The sequence below is a fragment of the Parabacteroides sp. TM07-1AC genome (assembly GCF_003480915.1).
Lineage (GTDB): Bacteria > Bacteroidota > Bacteroidia > Bacteroidales > Tannerellaceae > Parabacteroides > Parabacteroides chongii.
This window is the reverse complement of sequence record NZ_QUKD01000007.1, coordinates 149,222-166,904: the sequence shown is the minus strand read 5'-3', so window position 1 is coordinate 166,904 and position 17,683 is coordinate 149,222. Positions and strand designations below refer to the sequence as shown.

General features: G+C 46.5%; 13 protein-coding genes and 2 tRNA genes. 1 reads left to right on the top strand and 14 read right to left on the bottom strand.

Annotation, left to right across the window (positions count from 1 at the left end):
* Positions 1-57: 57 nt before the first annotated feature.
* The 10 genes from DXD68_RS15135 to DXD68_RS15090 all read right to left on the bottom strand — a co-directional run bounded on the left by DXD68_RS15135 (position 58) and on the right by DXD68_RS15090 (position 14,920).
* Positions 58-1,902 (bottom strand): hypothetical protein, encoded by a 1,845-nt coding sequence (locus tag DXD68_RS15135; RefSeq protein ID WP_233577168.1) that lies wholly within the window; start codon positions 1,900-1,902, stop codon positions 58-60.
* Positions 1,903-2,042: 140 nt separating this feature from the next.
* Positions 2,043-4,037: a DUF5686 family protein gene (locus DXD68_RS15130; RefSeq protein ID WP_122362383.1), complete on the bottom strand. Its 1,995-nt coding sequence runs from the start codon at positions 4,035-4,037 to the stop codon at positions 2,043-2,045.
* Between the two features lie 158 nt (positions 4,038-4,195).
* Positions 4,196-4,519, bottom strand: coding sequence for a helix-turn-helix domain-containing protein (locus DXD68_RS15125; RefSeq protein WP_233577184.1), 324 nt, complete (start codon positions 4,517-4,519; stop codon positions 4,196-4,198).
* 213 nt (positions 4,520-4,732) lie between these two features.
* Complete coding sequence (locus DXD68_RS15120; protein ID WP_122362381.1) at positions 4,733-6,331, bottom strand: DUF6850 family outer membrane beta-barrel protein; 1,599 nt, start codon at positions 6,329-6,331, stop codon at positions 4,733-4,735.
* A gap of 16 nt (positions 6,332-6,347) precedes the next feature.
* Positions 6,348-7,541: a DUF4876 domain-containing protein gene (locus DXD68_RS15115; RefSeq protein ID WP_122362380.1), complete on the bottom strand. Its 1,194-nt coding sequence runs from the start codon at positions 7,539-7,541 to the stop codon at positions 6,348-6,350.
* Positions 7,542-7,551: 10 nt separating this feature from the next.
* Entirely contained in the window at positions 7,552-10,053 is a 2,502-nt protein-coding gene (locus DXD68_RS15110; protein WP_233577167.1) for a Plug domain-containing protein, read from the bottom strand.
* Between the two features lie 155 nt (positions 10,054-10,208).
* Entirely contained in the window at positions 10,209-11,459 is a 1,251-nt protein-coding gene (locus DXD68_RS15105) for a glutamate-5-semialdehyde dehydrogenase (protein ID WP_122362379.1), read from the bottom strand.
* 138 nt (positions 11,460-11,597) lie between these two features.
* Positions 11,598-12,683 (bottom strand): glutamate 5-kinase, encoded by a 1,086-nt coding sequence (gene proB / locus DXD68_RS15100; protein WP_122362378.1) that lies wholly within the window; start codon positions 12,681-12,683, stop codon positions 11,598-11,600.
* Positions 12,684-12,697: 14 nt separating this feature from the next.
* The gene (locus DXD68_RS15095; protein WP_122362377.1) at positions 12,698-14,353 is read right to left on the bottom strand and encodes an AMP-binding protein; all 1,656 of its coding nucleotides are present in this window, start codon (positions 14,351-14,353) and stop codon (positions 12,698-12,700) included.
* Positions 14,354-14,365: 12 nt separating this feature from the next.
* Positions 14,366-14,920 carry a helix-turn-helix domain-containing protein gene (locus DXD68_RS15090; protein ID WP_122362376.1) on the bottom strand — a complete coding sequence of 185 codons (555 nt, stop codon included), beginning with the start codon at positions 14,918-14,920 and terminating at the stop codon, positions 14,366-14,368.
* 249 nt (positions 14,921-15,169) lie between these two features.
* Between DXD68_RS15090 and DXD68_RS15085 the strand changes: the two genes are divergently transcribed.
* Complete coding sequence (locus tag DXD68_RS15085; protein WP_122362375.1) at positions 15,170-15,637, top strand: helix-turn-helix domain-containing protein; 468 nt, start codon at positions 15,170-15,172, stop codon at positions 15,635-15,637.
* A 424-nt stretch (positions 15,638-16,061) separates the two neighbouring features.
* Here DXD68_RS15085 and DXD68_RS15080 read toward each other — a convergent pair.
* The 4 genes from DXD68_RS15080 to DXD68_RS15065 all read right to left on the bottom strand — a co-directional run bounded on the left by DXD68_RS15080 (position 16,062) and on the right by DXD68_RS15065 (position 17,566).
* A tRNA-Gly gene (locus tag DXD68_RS15080) sits at positions 16,062-16,134 on the bottom strand.
* 51 nt (positions 16,135-16,185) lie between these two features.
* A tRNA-Tyr gene (locus tag DXD68_RS15075) sits at positions 16,186-16,268 on the bottom strand.
* A gap of 55 nt (positions 16,269-16,323) precedes the next feature.
* Positions 16,324-16,806 (bottom strand): 6,7-dimethyl-8-ribityllumazine synthase, encoded by a 483-nt coding sequence (ribH, locus tag DXD68_RS15070; RefSeq protein ID WP_122353820.1) that lies wholly within the window; start codon positions 16,804-16,806, stop codon positions 16,324-16,326.
* A 76-nt stretch (positions 16,807-16,882) separates the two neighbouring features.
* Positions 16,883-17,566 carry a tetratricopeptide repeat protein gene (locus DXD68_RS15065; RefSeq protein ID WP_122362374.1) on the bottom strand — a complete coding sequence of 228 codons (684 nt, stop codon included), beginning with the start codon at positions 17,564-17,566 and terminating at the stop codon, positions 16,883-16,885.
* Positions 17,567-17,683: the final 117 nt, after the last annotated feature.

The following is a 17,683-nucleotide window of genomic DNA, read 5'->3' as shown; positions in this document are numbered from 1 at the left end:
GTTAACAGAGGGAACACAGGCGTGCTATATAACGTAACATTATAAAATGCCTGCCGCTTAAAACAGAATATCGACCTCCATATTACTGATCCATTCCACAGGACGCCCTGCTGCTTTGTTGCAGGTGACGGCGAATTTCAAAGGTAGAATGATCCCCAAAGGGATACGTAGCCATCCCGGCATATTGAATTCATGTAGTCCTATCAACGATCCTAACTGTATACCGGCAGAGGGCGCTACCAGAAAACGAGTTTCATTATTACGACGGTCGGCACCCATTTCCATATAGCCATATAGACCGAGGAAACGGCGGGGAGAAACAAATATATCAGCGGCATAGTTTACACCCGCCTTGATGTTCCAGTTTTTCATCATATAAGAGCCAGTGGGGGCATGCATATAATAGCCGGATATTGTTGGGTTGATCCATTGGGCGACATCGCCTGGTTTCATGACCATCGTTGTTCCGTTCCCGAATTTGTGCCAGTTGAACATACTGGCGTTCAGGCGTGCTCCGTACGCCATTACCCCCTGTCGGTTTACATGGATTGGCACACCGATAAGGAACATGAATGAGTTGGCTACCCTGGAGCGGATGAAGTTACGGGTGAAAGGCTCTTGTACTATCAGTTGCAATTCCTCTTTGCGTTGGTCTGTCAGATCGTTTATCGGAAGGCTGTTGATATCCGTACCGAACGGGAGTGGGAACTGGCGCACAACCGGGAAGTTGGTATATATAAAATCGGGCAGCTCTTTACCGTTTGCGGGTAGTTTTTCCAGTATGTTATAGCTATTCCCCGAAGATGCTTTATGATATGCCATCCATACTTCCGTCAACGACTGGCAGGTAGCGGTAACTACCTGATAGAACACTTGTGTTTCACGTTCATAGCTGTCACCCTTATCCAGCGTATAGGCATGCCGTTTGGTAACGCGGATATTCAGGTAGTCATCCGCATTCCTATAGTTCATAGGATTCTGGTTCAGTCGCTTATCACCGTAGGCCGACCAGGTTTCACCCTTCATATTGGCAGTTTGTACGGGAATTGTATTGTAGAAGTCGTGCAAGCTCTTATTATTGGAGACAGCCGATGCCGAGAAGCCGCGGCGCACCATCTGGTGGCCCGATGCGAACGAGTCCTGTAGGAAGTGTTCGGCAAAGGCTTCATAGAGGGTGGCATAGAACATAAGGTCGTTCGAGGCTGTTCGGTTGCCTGCGTATAACTGTTTGCCTGCTTCTTCTGCGAGGTAAGCGGCAAAGATATGTATGCAGAAGTACTTCGAGAGCGAAGGTAGATGGTTTAGCCTGGAGAAGACATCGTTCACCTCCGAAGGTTTCCGTAATCGGCGGATCAGTTCCGGGTCTATCATACGGAGGTGTTCGTTCAGCCCTTTCCCATACGCGTAGAAATGAGAGAGGTCTTTAATGGCAAGCAGGCCGTAAGCCAGGTTGATATCGAGTAATTCTTTGCTGGAAGCACCGGTCAGGAACTCGTTCATGGCCTTGAACTCAAGAGCCAATGTCCGGTTCGTCTTGGAGAAATGGGTTTGCAGACCGGTTTCGAGCAAGAGAGGGTTTTCAACATGGTCGCCTGCCAGTCCGCACAGCGTACCGTAGGTTACGATGTTGGGTAACTGTGTCAGCTCGTTCATGGCATAGGCATTCGTTCCTTCCATGTGCGACATGTTCAATATGGAAAGTATAGCCTTGTCTGCTTCCGCTTCATTGGCAAAAATACCTTCTTCGGCCAGTCGTGCGGGCAACAGGCTCATGGCACGGTCGCCTATCTTACGGTGTTCGGCGAAATCCCATGCGAAGCAGGGCATCTGAAGGAGTGAAAGGACGGTAATTGCCAGTAACGGTAATTTTCGGCGGATTTTGTCCGGGTAATGTGTATTCATACTAATGCTGGGTGTTTGTCTGATTTTGCAGTAAATGTATTACAGAAGAGATTGATAAGCAATAGAGGAGGTGAAGTTTGAACGATCTGGTACTTTGTTCGGATGATTTGGTATAGGGCGGTATTCGGTTGTCTTTTTCTTTAGTGGAATAGCTCCAGGGTGAACTTCACCCCTATACTGTGGTAGTGCCCCCGTTCGAATCCGGCAAAGAGACCTGCATTAAACAGGTCGCTGCCCACACCGTATCCCAGCTCGGTGTAGCAGGGAAGATCCGGTGTCCAGAGTTGACTGAAATAGAGGTGTTCGGAAACGACATACCGGACATGTCTGGTTTTTATCAGCTGAAACAGGAGCAACGGACTTTCGAACATCAGGTGACACTGGGCATAGCTGTCGGATATATTGTAGTGTATGCCTGGCAATTGATAGAATACACCACCGAAGCTATCGTTCCACGACTCGGGAAAATAATGCCGGGTGAAGTACCGGAAGTCCGCGAAATAGAGTGCTTTCCGGTTGAAGTATCCCCCGCCGCTCAGGTGATAGTTGAATCGTTGCGACAGGCCGATACGGATACTTTGGTGCATATCGGCTTCTACCCGTCCGTAATTACCCGCGTTGCGACCTGTCCCGGGGATGGCCTGCACCACCTCGATGGAGAAGGTCGGGTAACGAGAGTAGAGATACTCTTTCCGATAACCATCCATCCAGTAATATTGCCGGGGGGTATACGTCAGACCGACCGCCGGTGTGAAGTCGTGAAAGGCATGCTTATTTTTCTCCGCCGGTATTCTCCGGTGAAAGGAGAGACCGGCAGCCAGTTTCAGCCCGTTTGCCAGCTCGATATTATTCCTGAGCTCTATGTAATAATGCCTGAATTTGTTGTGTAGGTTTTCGGTGGTCAGAAAAGAGCTGTCCTGTAGTTGTTGCCCGATCCGTTGTATCACGCCGGCAGGGTAACTCGGGTTGTCGTTGGCGGCGGTCAGGCTGAGAATACCTTGCCGCTCGGGAAGGTACTCCCAATCCCCCGCCAGTTTGAAGAATAGCTGTCGTCGCTTGAACAGATAACCCAGTTCGGGACGGAAGCGCAGTTGGCGGTCACGGTCGAAGGTCTTGCTGATACGTAATCGTTGATGGTAGGTGAAGCCGTTGTTTCCCGAATACCCCAGCTGGAAAGGGTTGAGCAGACCCGAGTATTTGACACGAGTGGTTTTGTAGTCGAGGTTCATAGTATTTGTCAGCCGTTCGGTGATTTTCAGGTAAGGAGTGAAGTTGTTGGTGTTGGTCACAGGCTGTTGGGGTGTAAGGTGGTAGACCTGTAATTCATCGGGTGTAAGACCTGTATTGCGTTTGGCCTGCCAGTAAGCCGTATCGTGGATGACAGGTATCGTGTCGGACGACAGGCTGAAGTAGCGTGTTTGGTCAAGCGGTTTCCGCTGAGGTGGTTCGTTGTTCTCCTCTATCCAGGTGACCGATTTGTAACGGTAAGTCGCATGGTAGTAGTTTGCCAGCTTGTTACCCACTGCGTGGAAACGGACTTTCAGGTTCGCTTCTTCCGGTAGGAGGAAGTAGCGACGGTCACGGTTGAAACGCATCCGGAGGGTGAACTCCGAGAGGGTGGAGTGTCCGTTCATCTCCGCCCGGTCTATTGTCCAGCTTCCGTCTACGATGTAGAGATGTCCGTCCAGCAGTTTCTGACTCCACTGCTTCGGGGTGAAACGAATGGTATAAATGCGGATGCCGGCCGTATCCTCCACATTCTCCAGGCTGAAGTTGTAGTAACGGAAAGCTTCCCGGGCAACAGGCATGATGATCCCTTTATTATAAATGGTAGGCGAGTAAATGTTCATGTTGATGAACGACAGTACCTCCTTTTGTTTGGCAGTTCTGACCGGACGGTTACTGTTCATCGCCTCGATATTATGACGGTAATTATTGGGAGCATCGTACCGGAAGTTGCTCACCATTTCGAAAACTGTCTCTTTTGGGTTAGATTCGACCGGAAAGATCAGGTTGGAAAAGTGGATAAGGATATTCTTTTTTTGTACCGCTGTGTACCCTTTCACATATACTTCGGTTTCATAGGATGCCACCGCATTTTCGTAAGCGGTGGCATTGGCTATTACGAGATGCATAACGGAATCGGCACGGTTACTTTCTCTTATCTGTTTGGCCTGCGACGGTAGGGTAAGGAGGAGCAGACTACAATATATAGATATTCGGAGAAGAGTGCGTGGTGAAAAGAAACATATAAAAAGCAACAGGAAATGATATGTATACAATGTAGTATAGATTATAAATGATTTGGGGGCGTTCTTTCTTCTTGCATTTTGAGATATTCTCTAGGTGTCAGTCCGGTAACAAGATGAAATTGGCGATAAAAGGACGTTCGGGAGGTAAATCCTGACTTTGGATATAGTTCGTCAATACTTTTATCAGGGGTACAACGAATTGTTTCCAACAGGTGGTTTACCCGGTAAGTTGCTAGCCATTTATTGAAATTCATCTGCGATTGGCTATTCAGAGTCGTTGAGAGGAGCGTGCGGTTTGTTCCGATAAGACGTACCAGTTTCCTTAAGGTCAACCCAGGGTCGAGGTATGGCTTTTCATTTTCCATAACATTTAATATATGTGCATACAAGCGTTGCATCACAAAGAGTGAATTCGTCTTTTTGTCCATAGTTTATTAAGTGCTTATCAATGTATCATACAAATTTCACTCTTCAAAGGTATGAACACCCGAAGCAAGTTTCCTAAGGTGTCTGTGAGATACGGACGATATGGAACTAATTATGAACGATGTGGTACTTCTGTGCCGGGAGGGGAAGTGTCAGATCCAGACGATAAGCGAAAAAGTAATGCCTCCACCAGTTTTATCCGTCCGGTAATTGGTTTTATTTCGGATGATCTGTTCAATCTCCGCCTGTATGCGTAATCCTCCGTCTGTTTTGTCTATCAGTGGGCGACGGTATTCCATCAACATACCTAGTTGTAAACGTGTAGCGGTGAGGGCGGCGAAACGGGAACTGACACGTTCGTAATTGCGGAGGGTTCCCATTTCAACTTCGGCTTTATTTTCTTCTCGGGTGATGTGTTCTTCTGTACCGTAGCCTGTCTGTAAGGATACGGATGGGCGTACCATCAGATGTCTTGCATGCGGCAGGTCGAGATGGCGGAGGAAGGCTGTTTCGATCCGGATGGTGCCGGTAAGTTGGGCGATCGTGTAAGGATAACTGTAATATTTGTCACGGAGATCCATCAGGGAGGCTGTCAGTTGCCAGGCGCGGGAAGGACCGTCCGGAGTGTAATCGTGTGCCAGTTCATAACCGACCGATACTTTTGCCGTATGGCGTGCGGCGAAACGAAGCAGGGTCGATGATTGCAGGATACGATCAGATCGGGTACGTTGCAGGGAAAGAGCAGGGGTAAGGAGATGGATCCATCGTCCGTGAGGTATCGCCAGTCTGCTGTGGTAACCAAATGTAATGGCCTGCTCTTTCCAACCGTACAGGAAGGACGTATAATCAGGACTTATACTGCGGCATTCATATCCGGCATTCAGCTCGTTGAACCATTTCCGATTGGCTTGTATCCATTCCGCTTGTAAAGCAGCTTGCCCTCCATTGGTTATGCTGCGATATTGACCTGTGCTCTTTGTAGAACTTCCGGATGTTCCCTTGGTTCCGAAACTGAATTCTGTCATAGGAATGAAATAACCCGACGGGAAAGTGTAGAGGCGTTTATTGTTGTCACTACCGGAGCTGAATGATTCTGTCCGGTGTTCAAAAGAGGCTGAAAGACCGGTACGGACGGATTGCACGGTATAGATCAGGCCGATCGAGAAGGTGGTTATATATGCATTGCCGCTGTATCGTCCTTCCGGTGAGGCATCTTTGTTCTTGGTTGCAGTGTAGGCACCGCTCAGCCCAGCCAGGAGTCGGGAGGAGAAGGCATAAGCTGCCTTTCCGTAGATGCTGTATTGCTCGAAGTGGTGTGGAACACTCAAGGAGTCGCCTGCCGTAACCAAGCTGCCGGGGTATACGAGGTAGTTCCAGCTTTGTCCTTTCAGGCGATCTTGTTGCCAACCCATACCTCCACAGAGTTGTAACTTGCCTAATCGTTTGTAACCTTCTGCCGTTCCACCGTATTGCATGGTCTTGTCTGGTTGATCGACAGCTGCAAGTACATGATGTCGATTGCTGTATATGATCCGGGTTTCCAACAAACTGTCGATGGGTGTATACTGGATTCCTGCCGGGTTGAGAGAGCTTTCCCAGGAGTTGAAATGTTTGCGGTAGCTGATGCCTGTGCAAGTAATTTCAGATAATTCAGATTGTTCGGTCGAATTGTCCTGTCCTCTTGCCGTAAATAGTGAGGCTATAGTAAGCAGGCAATAAAATAGTAGTTTATGTAGTTGTCTGGTCGTCATCGTAAAAAGTTGTTACTTAGTTTGTACCGGAATTGTCTTTCATACTTGGTTGTTGCCGACTGAAGTCACGAGAGGTTCCTCTTCCCGTTTCCCAAACGGTACGGTTTCCCTCTTTCCGGTGCTCTCTTCGCCAGGCAAAACCGCTACCGGTAGGGCCGGCCAAGCCGGGGGACGGGTCCATCGTGAGGGGGATACGACTGTTGGCTGTCTGTACCGCAGAGGTGACGAAGTTGGCGACATCGATTACCCATTCGGCTGGGATATATAAATATTGTAACTTGGAGGTAGTCTCCGGCTCAGTTCCTATGTGACTGTTGTCGGCAACCCAGGCGGTCATATCACTTTGGGGCAGGAAGAGCAGTACGGTCGGACCACTGACTGTCAGGGCATATACTTTTGCACTGCCATGCCAGACTAGATTCAGAGGGCGTACACCGGCGGTGATTTGGCTCGAGGTCAAGGCAGCGTTCCAAAAGGCCCATTCTACATGCGAGAGGTCCAGTGATGCGGCAACACCTGCCGGACCGGAAGTATGGTCGACTGCATTTGTAGCGATAATTTGTCGCTGACCGGGTTCGAGCGGATTGTCGGTACCGTTGCCGGGGAACTGCCAGCACATCATCGCGAGAGGAATCTCCTTCATGTCAGTCAATTGCATCCAGCTTGACGGTTTTGCTGTCGTGTAAGGAGCGGCCTGAGCGATACAGAGGCCATCGAGGTAAACGGTCTGGTCGGAGTTATTTGCAATCGCCAGATACTGATCGGAAGTATAATGGGTTTTATCGTCAATTCGCATACAACCGCTGAAATAGAGTTCTTCTATCACCAGCTGTGGGGCGGTAGTCTGAGAAACTGGTAGTTCCAGATATAGATCCTGGTTTCCAGGCTCTACCGTGAGACTTGCCAATCCTCCACTGAGGTTATAGGTAGTCATGCCTTTTGTCAATCGGTGGGAGAAACTGACGGAACAGATTCCCGGAGAGATCTTAATATCTGCTTTCCCGTCAATGTCGGTCGCTTGCGTGTATGAGTTGCCGATGGTTTGGTTTTTTATGACGATCGGGATATTATTGAGCGGAAGTTCCGGAGTATTGTCCGTTGTCACGAGGCGGATGTGTATGACCCGGCTATCGAAAGGGACTTCCGAACATCCTGCTGTAAGCAGTAGGAAAAGCAGGCATAGTTTTATGTATTTGAGTTGTGTTGTCATATCTCTATATTTATAGTTTTATTTGCATTTCCAATCCGAAGAAAGGAGAAGGATTTTGGCGCAGATAATTTCCCGTGCTAGCAACGAGGCGCACCGGGCGCATATCCCCAAGGTTGTTGGAGAAGAAAGACAGGGTGACATAGCGGCTGAACTCTTTGCTGACACGGAGGTTGATCAAACCGTAGGGTTTGTATGTATCCTGTAAAAAATCATTGGGATTACCAATTATGAGTAATTTAGAGAAATCGGGATCGGCTTTCTCTGTTTCGGTGAACGGGTGGCGGATACCGTCCGCTCCGCACCAGTAGACGGGCCAGATTTCTGTTTCGTTTCCATCGTTGTAGTACCATCGGGAACGTTGCATCCAAACCATTTGCAGGGTAAGTGTCGTCACCAGCCCAATACGGGGTATGCGGGTAATGAAACGGCAATTGGTGCTGAGTTGTTCAGTGATCAACTTATTACCTTTGGAGTTGTATCCTTTATCATAATAGCCGACATATGCATAACTTTCTCCGTTAATCTCGCCTGATTCGGTATGGGCCGTCAACAGGTCGGTTTTGTTGCTGATACGGAGCCATTGCGCGTCTATAACCAGAGAGGTAAGCAGGGGATGGAACGTACCGAAGTCGGCGGTCATTTCGACACCATGCTTGGTTGTTGTCTCTGCATTTGCCGGGGTGCTGACGGCTGTAAAGCTGTGTCGGTTCCGGTAGGGAACCGGTTGCCCGTTTACCCATACCTGCCCGTTACGGTATTCGGGATGAAGTCCTGTTTCGCTTTGGTATTCATACGCCCGGTACGTATAAGGCCGGTAATCGGTCATAAAGGTGAAACCTCCTGTTTTCCGCTCATAGAAACCTGTCAGGTCGAGATTTACTAGGGGAGATCCGAGAATGAAACCGGTCTCGAATTTCCGGTTGATCGTGGGGCGGAGACTGGTGTTTTTTCTATCATCCGATACATGGGTATAGACAATGGCGAGTGAGTTGCCTTCCTTTGGATCGTTATAGTAAAAACTTGTACGGTCGTTGTAAACCGGCGAGGGATAGAGCATTTCGTTGGTTGGCATATATCCCATCAGTCCGGCGCCCCCTTTCAGTCGTAGTTGGTAGCGGGATGAAGAAAAGGCTGTCCACGATAGGTTGAGGCGGGGTTCGACACTTCCCAGCCAGCCGTAATCCTTGCACCCGAGGCCGTGGTAACGTATTCCGGCCTGTACCGTTGCATAAGGTCCGTGGAAGACTGCTTCAGCAAAAGCCGCACCGCTATGCAAGAAAGGTATTTCTTTATAGGAACGGGGACGGGGGGAGTCGCTCGGCGGGCGTTCGAAGTCGAATTGTAATCCGTTACCTCGGTTACCTTCGCTGCGCCAAGTGATTCCGGTGCTTAGCTCTATCCGGCTTCCGGATGAAGGCAAAGGACGTTGTGTGATGGCATGTATTTCCATTTCGGTATAGACCGGTAGCCCTTCGCGTAGTTCGCGACAGATGTAACGGGCAGGCAATACCTGTGCTACGCTTTCACCAGTGACGGTCGAGCGGGTGTAGACTTGCTGGGCAAACGGTACGTAATATTTGTCCTCCACCGTTTTAGAGGCAGAGAAGTCGGCACGGAATGAAAGACTTTCGAGTAATGGTTTACCGGGTTTCCATTCTCCGTTGAAGGTCAACCGGTGGTTTTGCAATTTTTGTCGGATATGGTTTTCTTCGCTGGCATAGCTTTTTAGATTACCTATTCTTACGTAATAATCGAATCGTGCTGTTAGCGGATGACCTCCCGGTTGCCAGTGGTAGGTATTAGCCAAACGAAGCCCTCCGGTGTGGAAATTACCTTGTGCAGTATAGTCGGCCAGCAGGTTCAACGTGTGTCCGGGAGGAGAAATGACGAAGCCTTTTCCTGCTGTGTATTGCTTCATGTTTGGGTTGTAGCGTATACCGGCAGTAAGAGGCATTTTACCACTACGGGTTTTTAGCAACAACATTCCATTGGTGAGATTTCCGTAACGGGCCGAGGGAATACCACGGACAACCTCTGCCTGCTCTACTTCATTCATGGAAAGGAAACGGGTATCTGCACCGCTGAACGGATTTCCAATGTCCGTATTGCTATGTAGTGGTGAACCGTCAAGCACGATCTGTACCTGTTCAGCATCCTGAGGGTACAGGTTATTCAGTCCATTGTTCAGTGTAATTTCCCTGATTGCAAAGTATTGAGGTTGACCAAAAGAAGAATTGATCGTCAGTCCTCCCGGTAGGAGCTGCATCAGGTCAGCGACGCTGAAAGGTTGTACATGTTCTATGGCAGAGGGAGGCAACAACGACACACTTCCCACTCCTTTCCCTTCAATGGCGGTCACTACAACGTCAGGTAGGTGGAAAGAGAGTGTGTCGACTGGTTGTGACAGACGAGATTCCTCACTATATCCCGGCGTATAAGAAATAAGTAATAATAAACCGGACAAGACGAACCGGTAGAATATCATGTGGGATGTCTGCATATAATAATCCATATCTTTACTAGTGCCTCGGGATAGCAAATATATGGATAGAAATTGAGATATGATGTTAGTCGTAAGATAAAAGTAAATCTCCCTTAGCTGGAAGAGGAAATAGTCCGGGTAAGGGAGAAGTTGTCGTATTGATCTGAGGAAAGGTATTTCTAGGTTCAGGATTTCCTTATCTGTCCGTCCCCTTCAATAATATACTTATAGGTAGTCAATTCCGGTAAAGCCATCGGTCCACGGGCATGTAACTTCTGCGTACTGATACCGATTTCGGCCCCGAAACCGAACTGCGCGCCGTCGGTGAAAGCGGTCGATACGTTGGCATAGACACAGGCTGCATCTACCTGTTGCTGGAACAGGCGGATAGCTTCGGATGACTCGCTGACGATACTTTCACTATGTTTGGAACTGTAACGGGCGATATGTTCCAGTGCTTCTTCAAGCGATGCTACGGTACGGATACTCATCTTGTAGTCGAGGAACTCGGTGCCGAAACTGTCTTTGTTGGCCGGTTGCAGCAGTGCTGACGGATATTGTCCCGACAAAGCGGTGAAAGCCTGCTCATCCGCATAGATCGTGACATTACTATCTCTCAGTTTGTCACAGATAAAGGGAAGATAGTTGAGCCGTTCCTGATGGATGATCAGACAATCCAATGCATTGCAAACGCTTACCCGGCGGGTCTTGGCGTTGTTTACGATGGCTTGTCCCTTTTCTTTATCTCCGTCCTTGTCAAAATAGGTATGACAGATACCGGCCCCTGTTTCGATAACCGGCACGCGGGCATTGTCGCGTACGAAATTGATCAGCGAACTGCTGCCACGGGGAATGATAAGGTCTACCAGGCCGACGGCATTCAACAATTCCGTAGTCGCTTCCCGTTCGGGAGGCAATAAAGTACAAACGGCTGGGTTGATACCGTGGCGTTCCAATACGGAATGGATGATAGCAACCAGTGCACGATTGGAGTCGTCGGCATCCGAACCACCTTTTAGTACACAGGCGTTTGCGCTTTTGAAACATAAAGAGAATACATCGAAAGTGACGTTCGGACGTGCTTCGTAGATAACGCCTATCACTCCGAATGGTACCGATACTTTACGGATCACCATGCCGTTCGGACGGGTAGCTTTACTAATCACTTTACCGAGCGGAGAGGGGAGTGAGGCTACATTCCGCATGTCTCCGGCAATGCCGGCCAGACGGTCGGCTGTCAGTTTCAGACGGTCGTATTTTGGGTTGGTGGGGTCCATACGGGCGAGGTCTTTCTCGTTTGCCGTAAGAACTTCTGCCTGCCTGTTCATCAGCTCGTCTGCTGTATCAGTCAGTATACGGTTTATCGCTTCGTCACTTAACGTGATAAGTTGACGGGATGCTGTAACGCTTTGCTTTAATAAGTGATTGATTACCATGTCATGTTTATTAACCGGTTGTAACTTTTCCCCTCTTGAGAGGGGAAAGGGGGTGTGTAATATTTGTTTGTTTGCCTGAAAATAACACACCCCCTACCCCCTCTCAAGAGGGGAAAGGTTACTTTCAGTCATAATCTGTTAATCCAGATATAAGTAATCGTAGTGAACAAGCGGTTTCAAATCGCGTTGACCGATCAGACCGGTAGCTTCCCGGCTATCGTATCCGGCACACCCGACACCGATCTGTACGCCTGCTTCATTGATGATCTTTACAATATCATTCTTCTCGAAGTCTCCGATGATAGCGGTGACACCTACCAGTAACAGGCTGGTGGCCTTGCTGCCGGTCAGGGCTTCTTCTGTTCCCCGATTGATATGTATCTCTCCTTTGGCAAAGCCTTCGGAGTGGGCGATCCATTTCTTAACACTGCTGACAGGTTTGGCTGCCGGTATGAAACGTGTGCATACTGTCTGACTACCTTTGGCCAGTAACGCAGGCAGGATATTCTCCTTTTTGCCGTTTGCAATGATCACAGTGATACCTTCGTCAGCTACTTTCTGTGCAATAGAACATTTGGTCAACATGCCGCCGCGTCCGAAAGAAGACTTGCTGGTCTGTACATATTCTGAAAGATCCTGTTTGCCACCGTCAATCTCCCGGATAACCGTTGCTGTCGGATCAGCCGGATTGCCATTGTAGATACCGTCGATATTACTCAGGATAATAAGCGCATCCATCCCCATCATAGTAGCGATCAGGCCGGACAATTCGTCATTATCGGTAAACATCAGTTCTGTAACGGATATTGTATCGTTTTCGTTTACAATGGGTATCACCTTATTGTCAAGCATTACCTCCATGCAATGTTTCTGGTTGAGGTAATGCGTGCGGCTGCCAAAGTTCTCCTTTGTCGTGAGAACCTGGCCGCAAGCGATCTTATGTTCGCGGAATAACTCGAAGTAACGATTGATCAATTTAGCCTGTCCTACTGCTGAATAGAGCTGGCGGGCAGAGACGGCATCGAGCTTCTTTCCGGGTTTCACTTCGCTTCTTCCGGAGGCTACTGCTCCGGAAGAAATCAAAACCACTTCTACCCCGTGTCGATGCAGTTCCGCAACCTGATCGACTAATGCCGACATGCGCGTGACATCGAGGGAACCGTCTTTTCTTGTCAGTACGTTACTTCCTATCTTTACTGCTATCCGTGTAAACTGATATGTCATTTTCGTGTAATCTTCTATTTCTTATCTTTATCCCTGATTTCCACACGACGGATCTTTCCGCTGATGGTTTTAGGCAATTCTTCGACAAATTCAACTACACGGGGATATTTATACGGAGCTGTAACACGTTTTACATGATCCTGTAACTCTTTGATCAATGCTTCGCCTGCCTTTTCCTTGTAATCCTTCGCCAGTACAATCGTCGCTTTTACCACCTGTCCGCGAATTTCGTCGGGTACCCCTGTAATCGCACATTCGACAACAGCCGGGTGTGTCATCAGTGCGCTTTCCACTTCGAACGGTCCGATACGGTAACCGGAACTTTTGATCACATCGTCGGCACGGCCGACAAACCACAGATAACCATCTTCATCACGCCAGGCAACGTCGCCTGTATAATACATGCCATCATGCCAGGCTTCGTGAGTCAGTTCGGCATCGCGGTAATATTCTTTGAACAGACCGATCGGTTTGCCCTGGGTCGTATGGATAACGATTTGTCCCTGCTCGCCGTCTTCTGCGCGACTTCCGTCCGGTCGGATCAGATCTACATCATATTGTGGATTAGGTACACCCATAGAACCGGGTTTCGGTTCCATCCATGGGAATGTAGCAACTGTCAATGTCGTTTCCGTCTGTCCGAATCCTTCCATCAATTTGATGCCTGTCAGTTTATAGAATGCTTCAAATACGGCAGGGTTCAGTGCTTCGCCGGCAATTGTACAATATTGCAGGGAAGACAGATCGTACTTCGTCATGTCTTCGCGGATCAGAAAGCGGAAGATCGTAGGAGGTGCACACAAAGAGGTGATCTTGTAATCCTGGATCATCTGCAACATATCGGCAGGAGTGAATTTCTCATGATCGTAAACGAATACGGTCGCTCCGGCAATCCATTGTCCGTATAGTTTTCCCCAAACGGCTTTTCCCCAACCGGTATCGGCGATAGTCAGATGGAGGCTGTCACGATGCAGGTTGTGCCAGAAACTACCGGTTACGATATGTCCCAGCGGATAAGTGAAATCGTGTGCTACCATTTTCGGATTACCTGTCGTTCCGGATGTAAAATACATCAATGAAATATCATCATTACTGTTCGGATGAGACGGGCGAACGAATGGCGCAGCATTCTCGATCCCTTTATGGAAATCTTCGAAACCTTCCGGTATTTCCGGACCTACGGAAACTAATTTCTCAATAGTCGGAGATTCCGGCAGTGCATCGATAATATGTTTGGTGATAATATCTTCGCCGGCACAAACGATCATTTTTATATCGGCTGCGTTATTGCGATAGACAATATCTTTTTTTGTTAACAAGTGAGTGGCCGGGATAACGACTGCCCCTAACTTGTGTAGTGCGATGATCGAAAACCAAAATTCGTAACGGCGTTTCAAGATCAGCATGACCATATCGCCATGTCCGATGCCTAAAGATTGAAAATAAGCAGCCGTCTGATCTGTATATTTTTTCAGGTCAGCGAAAGTGAAATCAATATGTTCGCCGTGGTCATTAGTCCAGCACAAAGCTTTTTTTCCTGGCTCTTCTGCGGCCCATGCATCTACAACGTCATATCCGAAATTGAAGTTTTCGGGTACTTTTATTTTGAAGTTATTTATAAAATCTTCCTGCGACGAAAAGCTCGTCTGATCTAAGAATCTTTCTAACATGACTTTTTGTATTTATAAAATGATAGCCAGGAAACTGACTTTTTCTCCGTCCAACGCTTTCATACCATGAGGTAGTTCGGAATTAAAATAGATACTGTCTCCTTCTTCCAGGATCAAATCTTTGTTATTGATCTGCAGGAGCATGCGGCCCTTTAATATCAGATTATATTCCTGCCCGGGATGCGAATTCAGATAGATAGGCTCATTTTCCGGTTTCGGATGAACGGTAACCATGAACGGGTCGGCTTTACGTCCGGCAAATCCGGCGGCCAGCGATTGGTATTTGTAGGCCTTGGTACGTTCAACAGCGATACCTTTTCCTTTGCGGGTAATAAAATAAGAACTCATTTTAGGTTCGTCACCAAACATCAAGGTAGTAAGTTCCACCCCGTATGCCTGTGAAATCTGATGTAAAAGGCTGACTGAAATATCGACTGTGCCGCTTTCCAGTTCCAGGTATTGCTCTGTGGTCAGGTTACAGACCTTGGCGATCTCTTCAGGAGTAATCTCCAGTGCGTCCCGCAATCCCGCCAGACGCTCAGCTATCTGTTTTATCTGTTCGTTCATCTCCGTAGATTATTAATATATTTATGTTGCCCCAAAGTTATAAATAAAAAGCAAAATGACTACGAAAATATGGGATAGAATGATATTTAGATATTTTCTTTGGAAATAAAGATGTTAAATATTATATTTGTTTTAGTCATAGGGTATGAATTTATTATCGCTAAACCTAAATCTAATATTAGTATGTAGTGTTTACTATAAGCTATACTGGGTCTGCCCTTAAAATTTTCTGATTAACATGGTGAACATATGAATGAAAAAATAGAATTTCGTTTTTGGGGAATTAAAGTCTCAGACAACTATTTTTGTGTACTAATATTGAACTGGCATATACCGCAATATAAAATATCTGAGCCTTCAGACAATACAGAATACGTAGAAATATATAATAAGATTCATCGATATGTGGTGACAGAAAAGCATTTTCTGGATAAAGATATAAATGTAAATATTATTGTTCGTCAATGCGATGTCAAAAAGAAGTCATTGAATAAAATTCTTCGACTAAAAGATGATGTAGCTTTTCATGGATACATAAATAGGCAGCGCGTTATTTATGCATCCACTCTTTTATTGGATCCCTCTAATAAGTTGATTGAAGTCGTAGCATCAGAAGCCAGCTTTAATAATTCCCGGACATTCGTGCGTAATTTCAAGGCTGTGTATAATATGACGCCAAGCGAATACCGTCGTCGTAACGGGTTAAAGAATATTTGATTGACTGGTAAATTGTTCTTGGAACGGACAAAAACGATTTTGTCTTATCGATGAAACGATTTTGTCGCTTGCACGCTTTGTTTTTCTTTGGCGGATGTCTTTTTTTGCTCTTTATTTGCATCAGAGAAATAGATGAAGCGAAAAAGGAGGTATAACGCATCTTAAATAGATAGGCATACCTTATCTATGAAGAAAGAAAGAAGAAGTGATTCTTCTTTCAGGTAGTCCGATAAAGACGTTTGTCGGACTACTTTTTCTAAGAGAGTGGGATCTATGGAAAGGTTTGCGTTTTGATAATGGTTGCTCAACTTGATTTTCGTATTTTTTCATAAGTATTTTGGTTAAATCGGAAAATCCCGGCTTGTGAAAGTCGGGATTTTTATATACAAAAAAAGGATAACCTTTCGATTATCCTTTTCTTGAGAGCGGAAGACGGGGCTCAAACCCGCGACCCTCAGCTTGGAAGGCTAATGCTCTATCAACTGAGCTACTTCCGCAATTTTAATTCTTTCACGAACCAATCTGCTTTTTAGATTGTTCCTTAGTTGTGGGCAGTGATGGATTCGAACCACCGAAGTCGAAAGACAGCTGAGTTACAGTCAGCCCCATTTGGCCACTCTGGTAACTGCCCCTATTATTTTCAATTGCGATGCAAAGGTACGATTATTTTTGAAACCTGCAAGCGTTTAGTCAGAAAAATGTATCATTTTTAATGCTGTCACTGCTGCTTCATCCCCTTTATTTCCGTACTTACCGCCTGCACGATCTTCCGATTGCTGCATGTTGTCGGTAGTTAACAGACCGAAAATGAATGGAATATCATACATCAGATTCAGTTCGGTAATACCTTGGGTAACGCCTGAGCAAACATAATCAAAATGCGGAGTGTCGCCTCTCACGACGCATCCTAAAACGATCACAGCGTTCACATCTTTTGTTTCAGCCATACGTTTTGCACCGAAAGTCAGTTCAAAACTACCCGGTACACGTTTAACATATATATTCTCCGGTTTCACACCATGTTTTTCCAGTGTGTTGCAGGCACCTTCCAGTAATTTCTCTGTGATGTGCTTATTCCACTCTGCGACTACAATACCGAAGGTCATTTCTGAGCCGTCCGGAACGCTGTTGAAGTCGTAATCTGATAAATTTTGATAAGCTGTAGCCATAACTCTATATTTAAAATAAAAGGATGCCTTTTTTGACGGGACATCCTTTTATATAGTTTATATCGTGTGAATTATATTATTTGGCAGCAGAAGCGCGGGCGATATATTTATCGATATCGGCTGCTTCCATTGAGTTGAAATATTTTTCCTTGATAGTCGTGTATGCTTTAACTGCATCGCTATACTGTTTTTGGTTTTCGTAAGCGATACCGGCTTTCTTCAGGTAAACCGGGCTGATCACTTCGTTGTCTGCTTTCTTGGCTGCTTTTTCGAAATAACTGATACCTTCTTTGATGTTACCCATGTTTACATAACAGTCACCGATCAGACCGATGATAGCCGGAGAAATCATGTTGTCGTCTCCGCTGAATGATTTCAGTTTGTCAAGAGCTTTTTCCGTATCACCCATTTTGAAATAGCAGATACCTGCATAAGCTTTTGCCAAATTGCCGGAAGTCGTGCTTCCATATTGGTCGATGATTCCTTCAAAACCGTCGAAGTCGGCGCCATTACCGTTCAATGCCAAATTGAAAGAGTCCTTAGCAAAATACTGTTCTCCTTTAAACATAGCAGCGGCTGCTTTCTTTTCCTGGGGAATCAAATAACCGTGTTTAATTCCTAAAACAGCTCCAACAACGAGTGCGATAGCTATAATTCCGTAAATGATCTTTTTTGAATTGTTTTCAATGAACTGTTCCGACTTCGAAACAATTTCTTCTACTTCTAACTCCGTGTTGGTGTTTTTTTCCTTAGTAGCCATAATGTGTTATAGTTATTTATTATTTTTATCTACTGATTTATGCCAATGGCAATTCAAAGCGCAAAAGTAGTTTTTTTTACTGATATAATCTATACTTAGAAGTATATTTTTTAATTT

What these genes read in the sequence shown, in the direction of transcription:
- ribH (WP_122353820.1), bottom strand. Translation starts at nt 16,806, where the DNA reads ATGGCTACAGCTTATCAAAATTTATCAGATTACGACTTCAACAGCGTT.
- DXD68_RS15095 (WP_122362377.1), bottom strand. Translation starts at nt 14,353, where the DNA reads ATGTTAGAAAGATTCTTAGATCAGACGAGCTTTTCGTCGCAGGAAGAT.
- DXD68_RS15120 (WP_122362381.1), bottom strand. Translation starts at nt 6,331, where the DNA reads ATGACGACCAGACAACTACATAAACTACTATTTTATTGCCTGCTTACT.
- DXD68_RS15090 (WP_122362376.1), bottom strand. Translation starts at nt 14,920, where the DNA reads ATGAACGAACAGATAAAACAGATAGCTGAGCGTCTGGCGGGATTGCGG.
- DXD68_RS15135 (WP_233577168.1), bottom strand. Translation starts at nt 1,902, where the DNA reads ATGAATACACATTACCCGGACAAAATCCGCCGAAAATTACCGTTACTG.
- DXD68_RS15110 (WP_233577167.1), bottom strand. Translation starts at nt 10,053, where the DNA reads ATGGATTATTATATGCAGACATCCCACATGATATTCTACCGGTTCGTC.
- DXD68_RS15125 (WP_233577184.1), bottom strand. Translation starts at nt 4,519, where the DNA reads ATGGAAAATGAAAAGCCATACCTCGACCCTGGGTTGACCTTAAGGAAA.
- proB (WP_122362378.1), bottom strand. Translation starts at nt 12,683, where the DNA reads ATGACATATCAGTTTACACGGATAGCAGTAAAGATAGGAAGTAACGTA.
- DXD68_RS15115 (WP_122362380.1), bottom strand. Translation starts at nt 7,541, where the DNA reads ATGACAACACAACTCAAATACATAAAACTATGCCTGCTTTTCCTACTG.
- DXD68_RS15085 (WP_122362375.1), top strand. Translation starts at nt 15,170, where the DNA reads ATGAATGAAAAAATAGAATTTCGTTTTTGGGGAATTAAAGTCTCAGAC.
- DXD68_RS15105 (WP_122362379.1), bottom strand. Translation starts at nt 11,459, where the DNA reads ATGGTAATCAATCACTTATTAAAGCAAAGCGTTACAGCATCCCGTCAA.
- DXD68_RS15065 (WP_122362374.1), bottom strand. Translation starts at nt 17,566, where the DNA reads ATGGCTACTAAGGAAAAAAACACCAACACGGAGTTAGAAGTAGAAGAA.
- DXD68_RS15130 (WP_122362383.1), bottom strand. Translation starts at nt 4,037, where the DNA reads ATGCATCTCGTAATAGCCAATGCCACCGCTTACGAAAATGCGGTGGCA.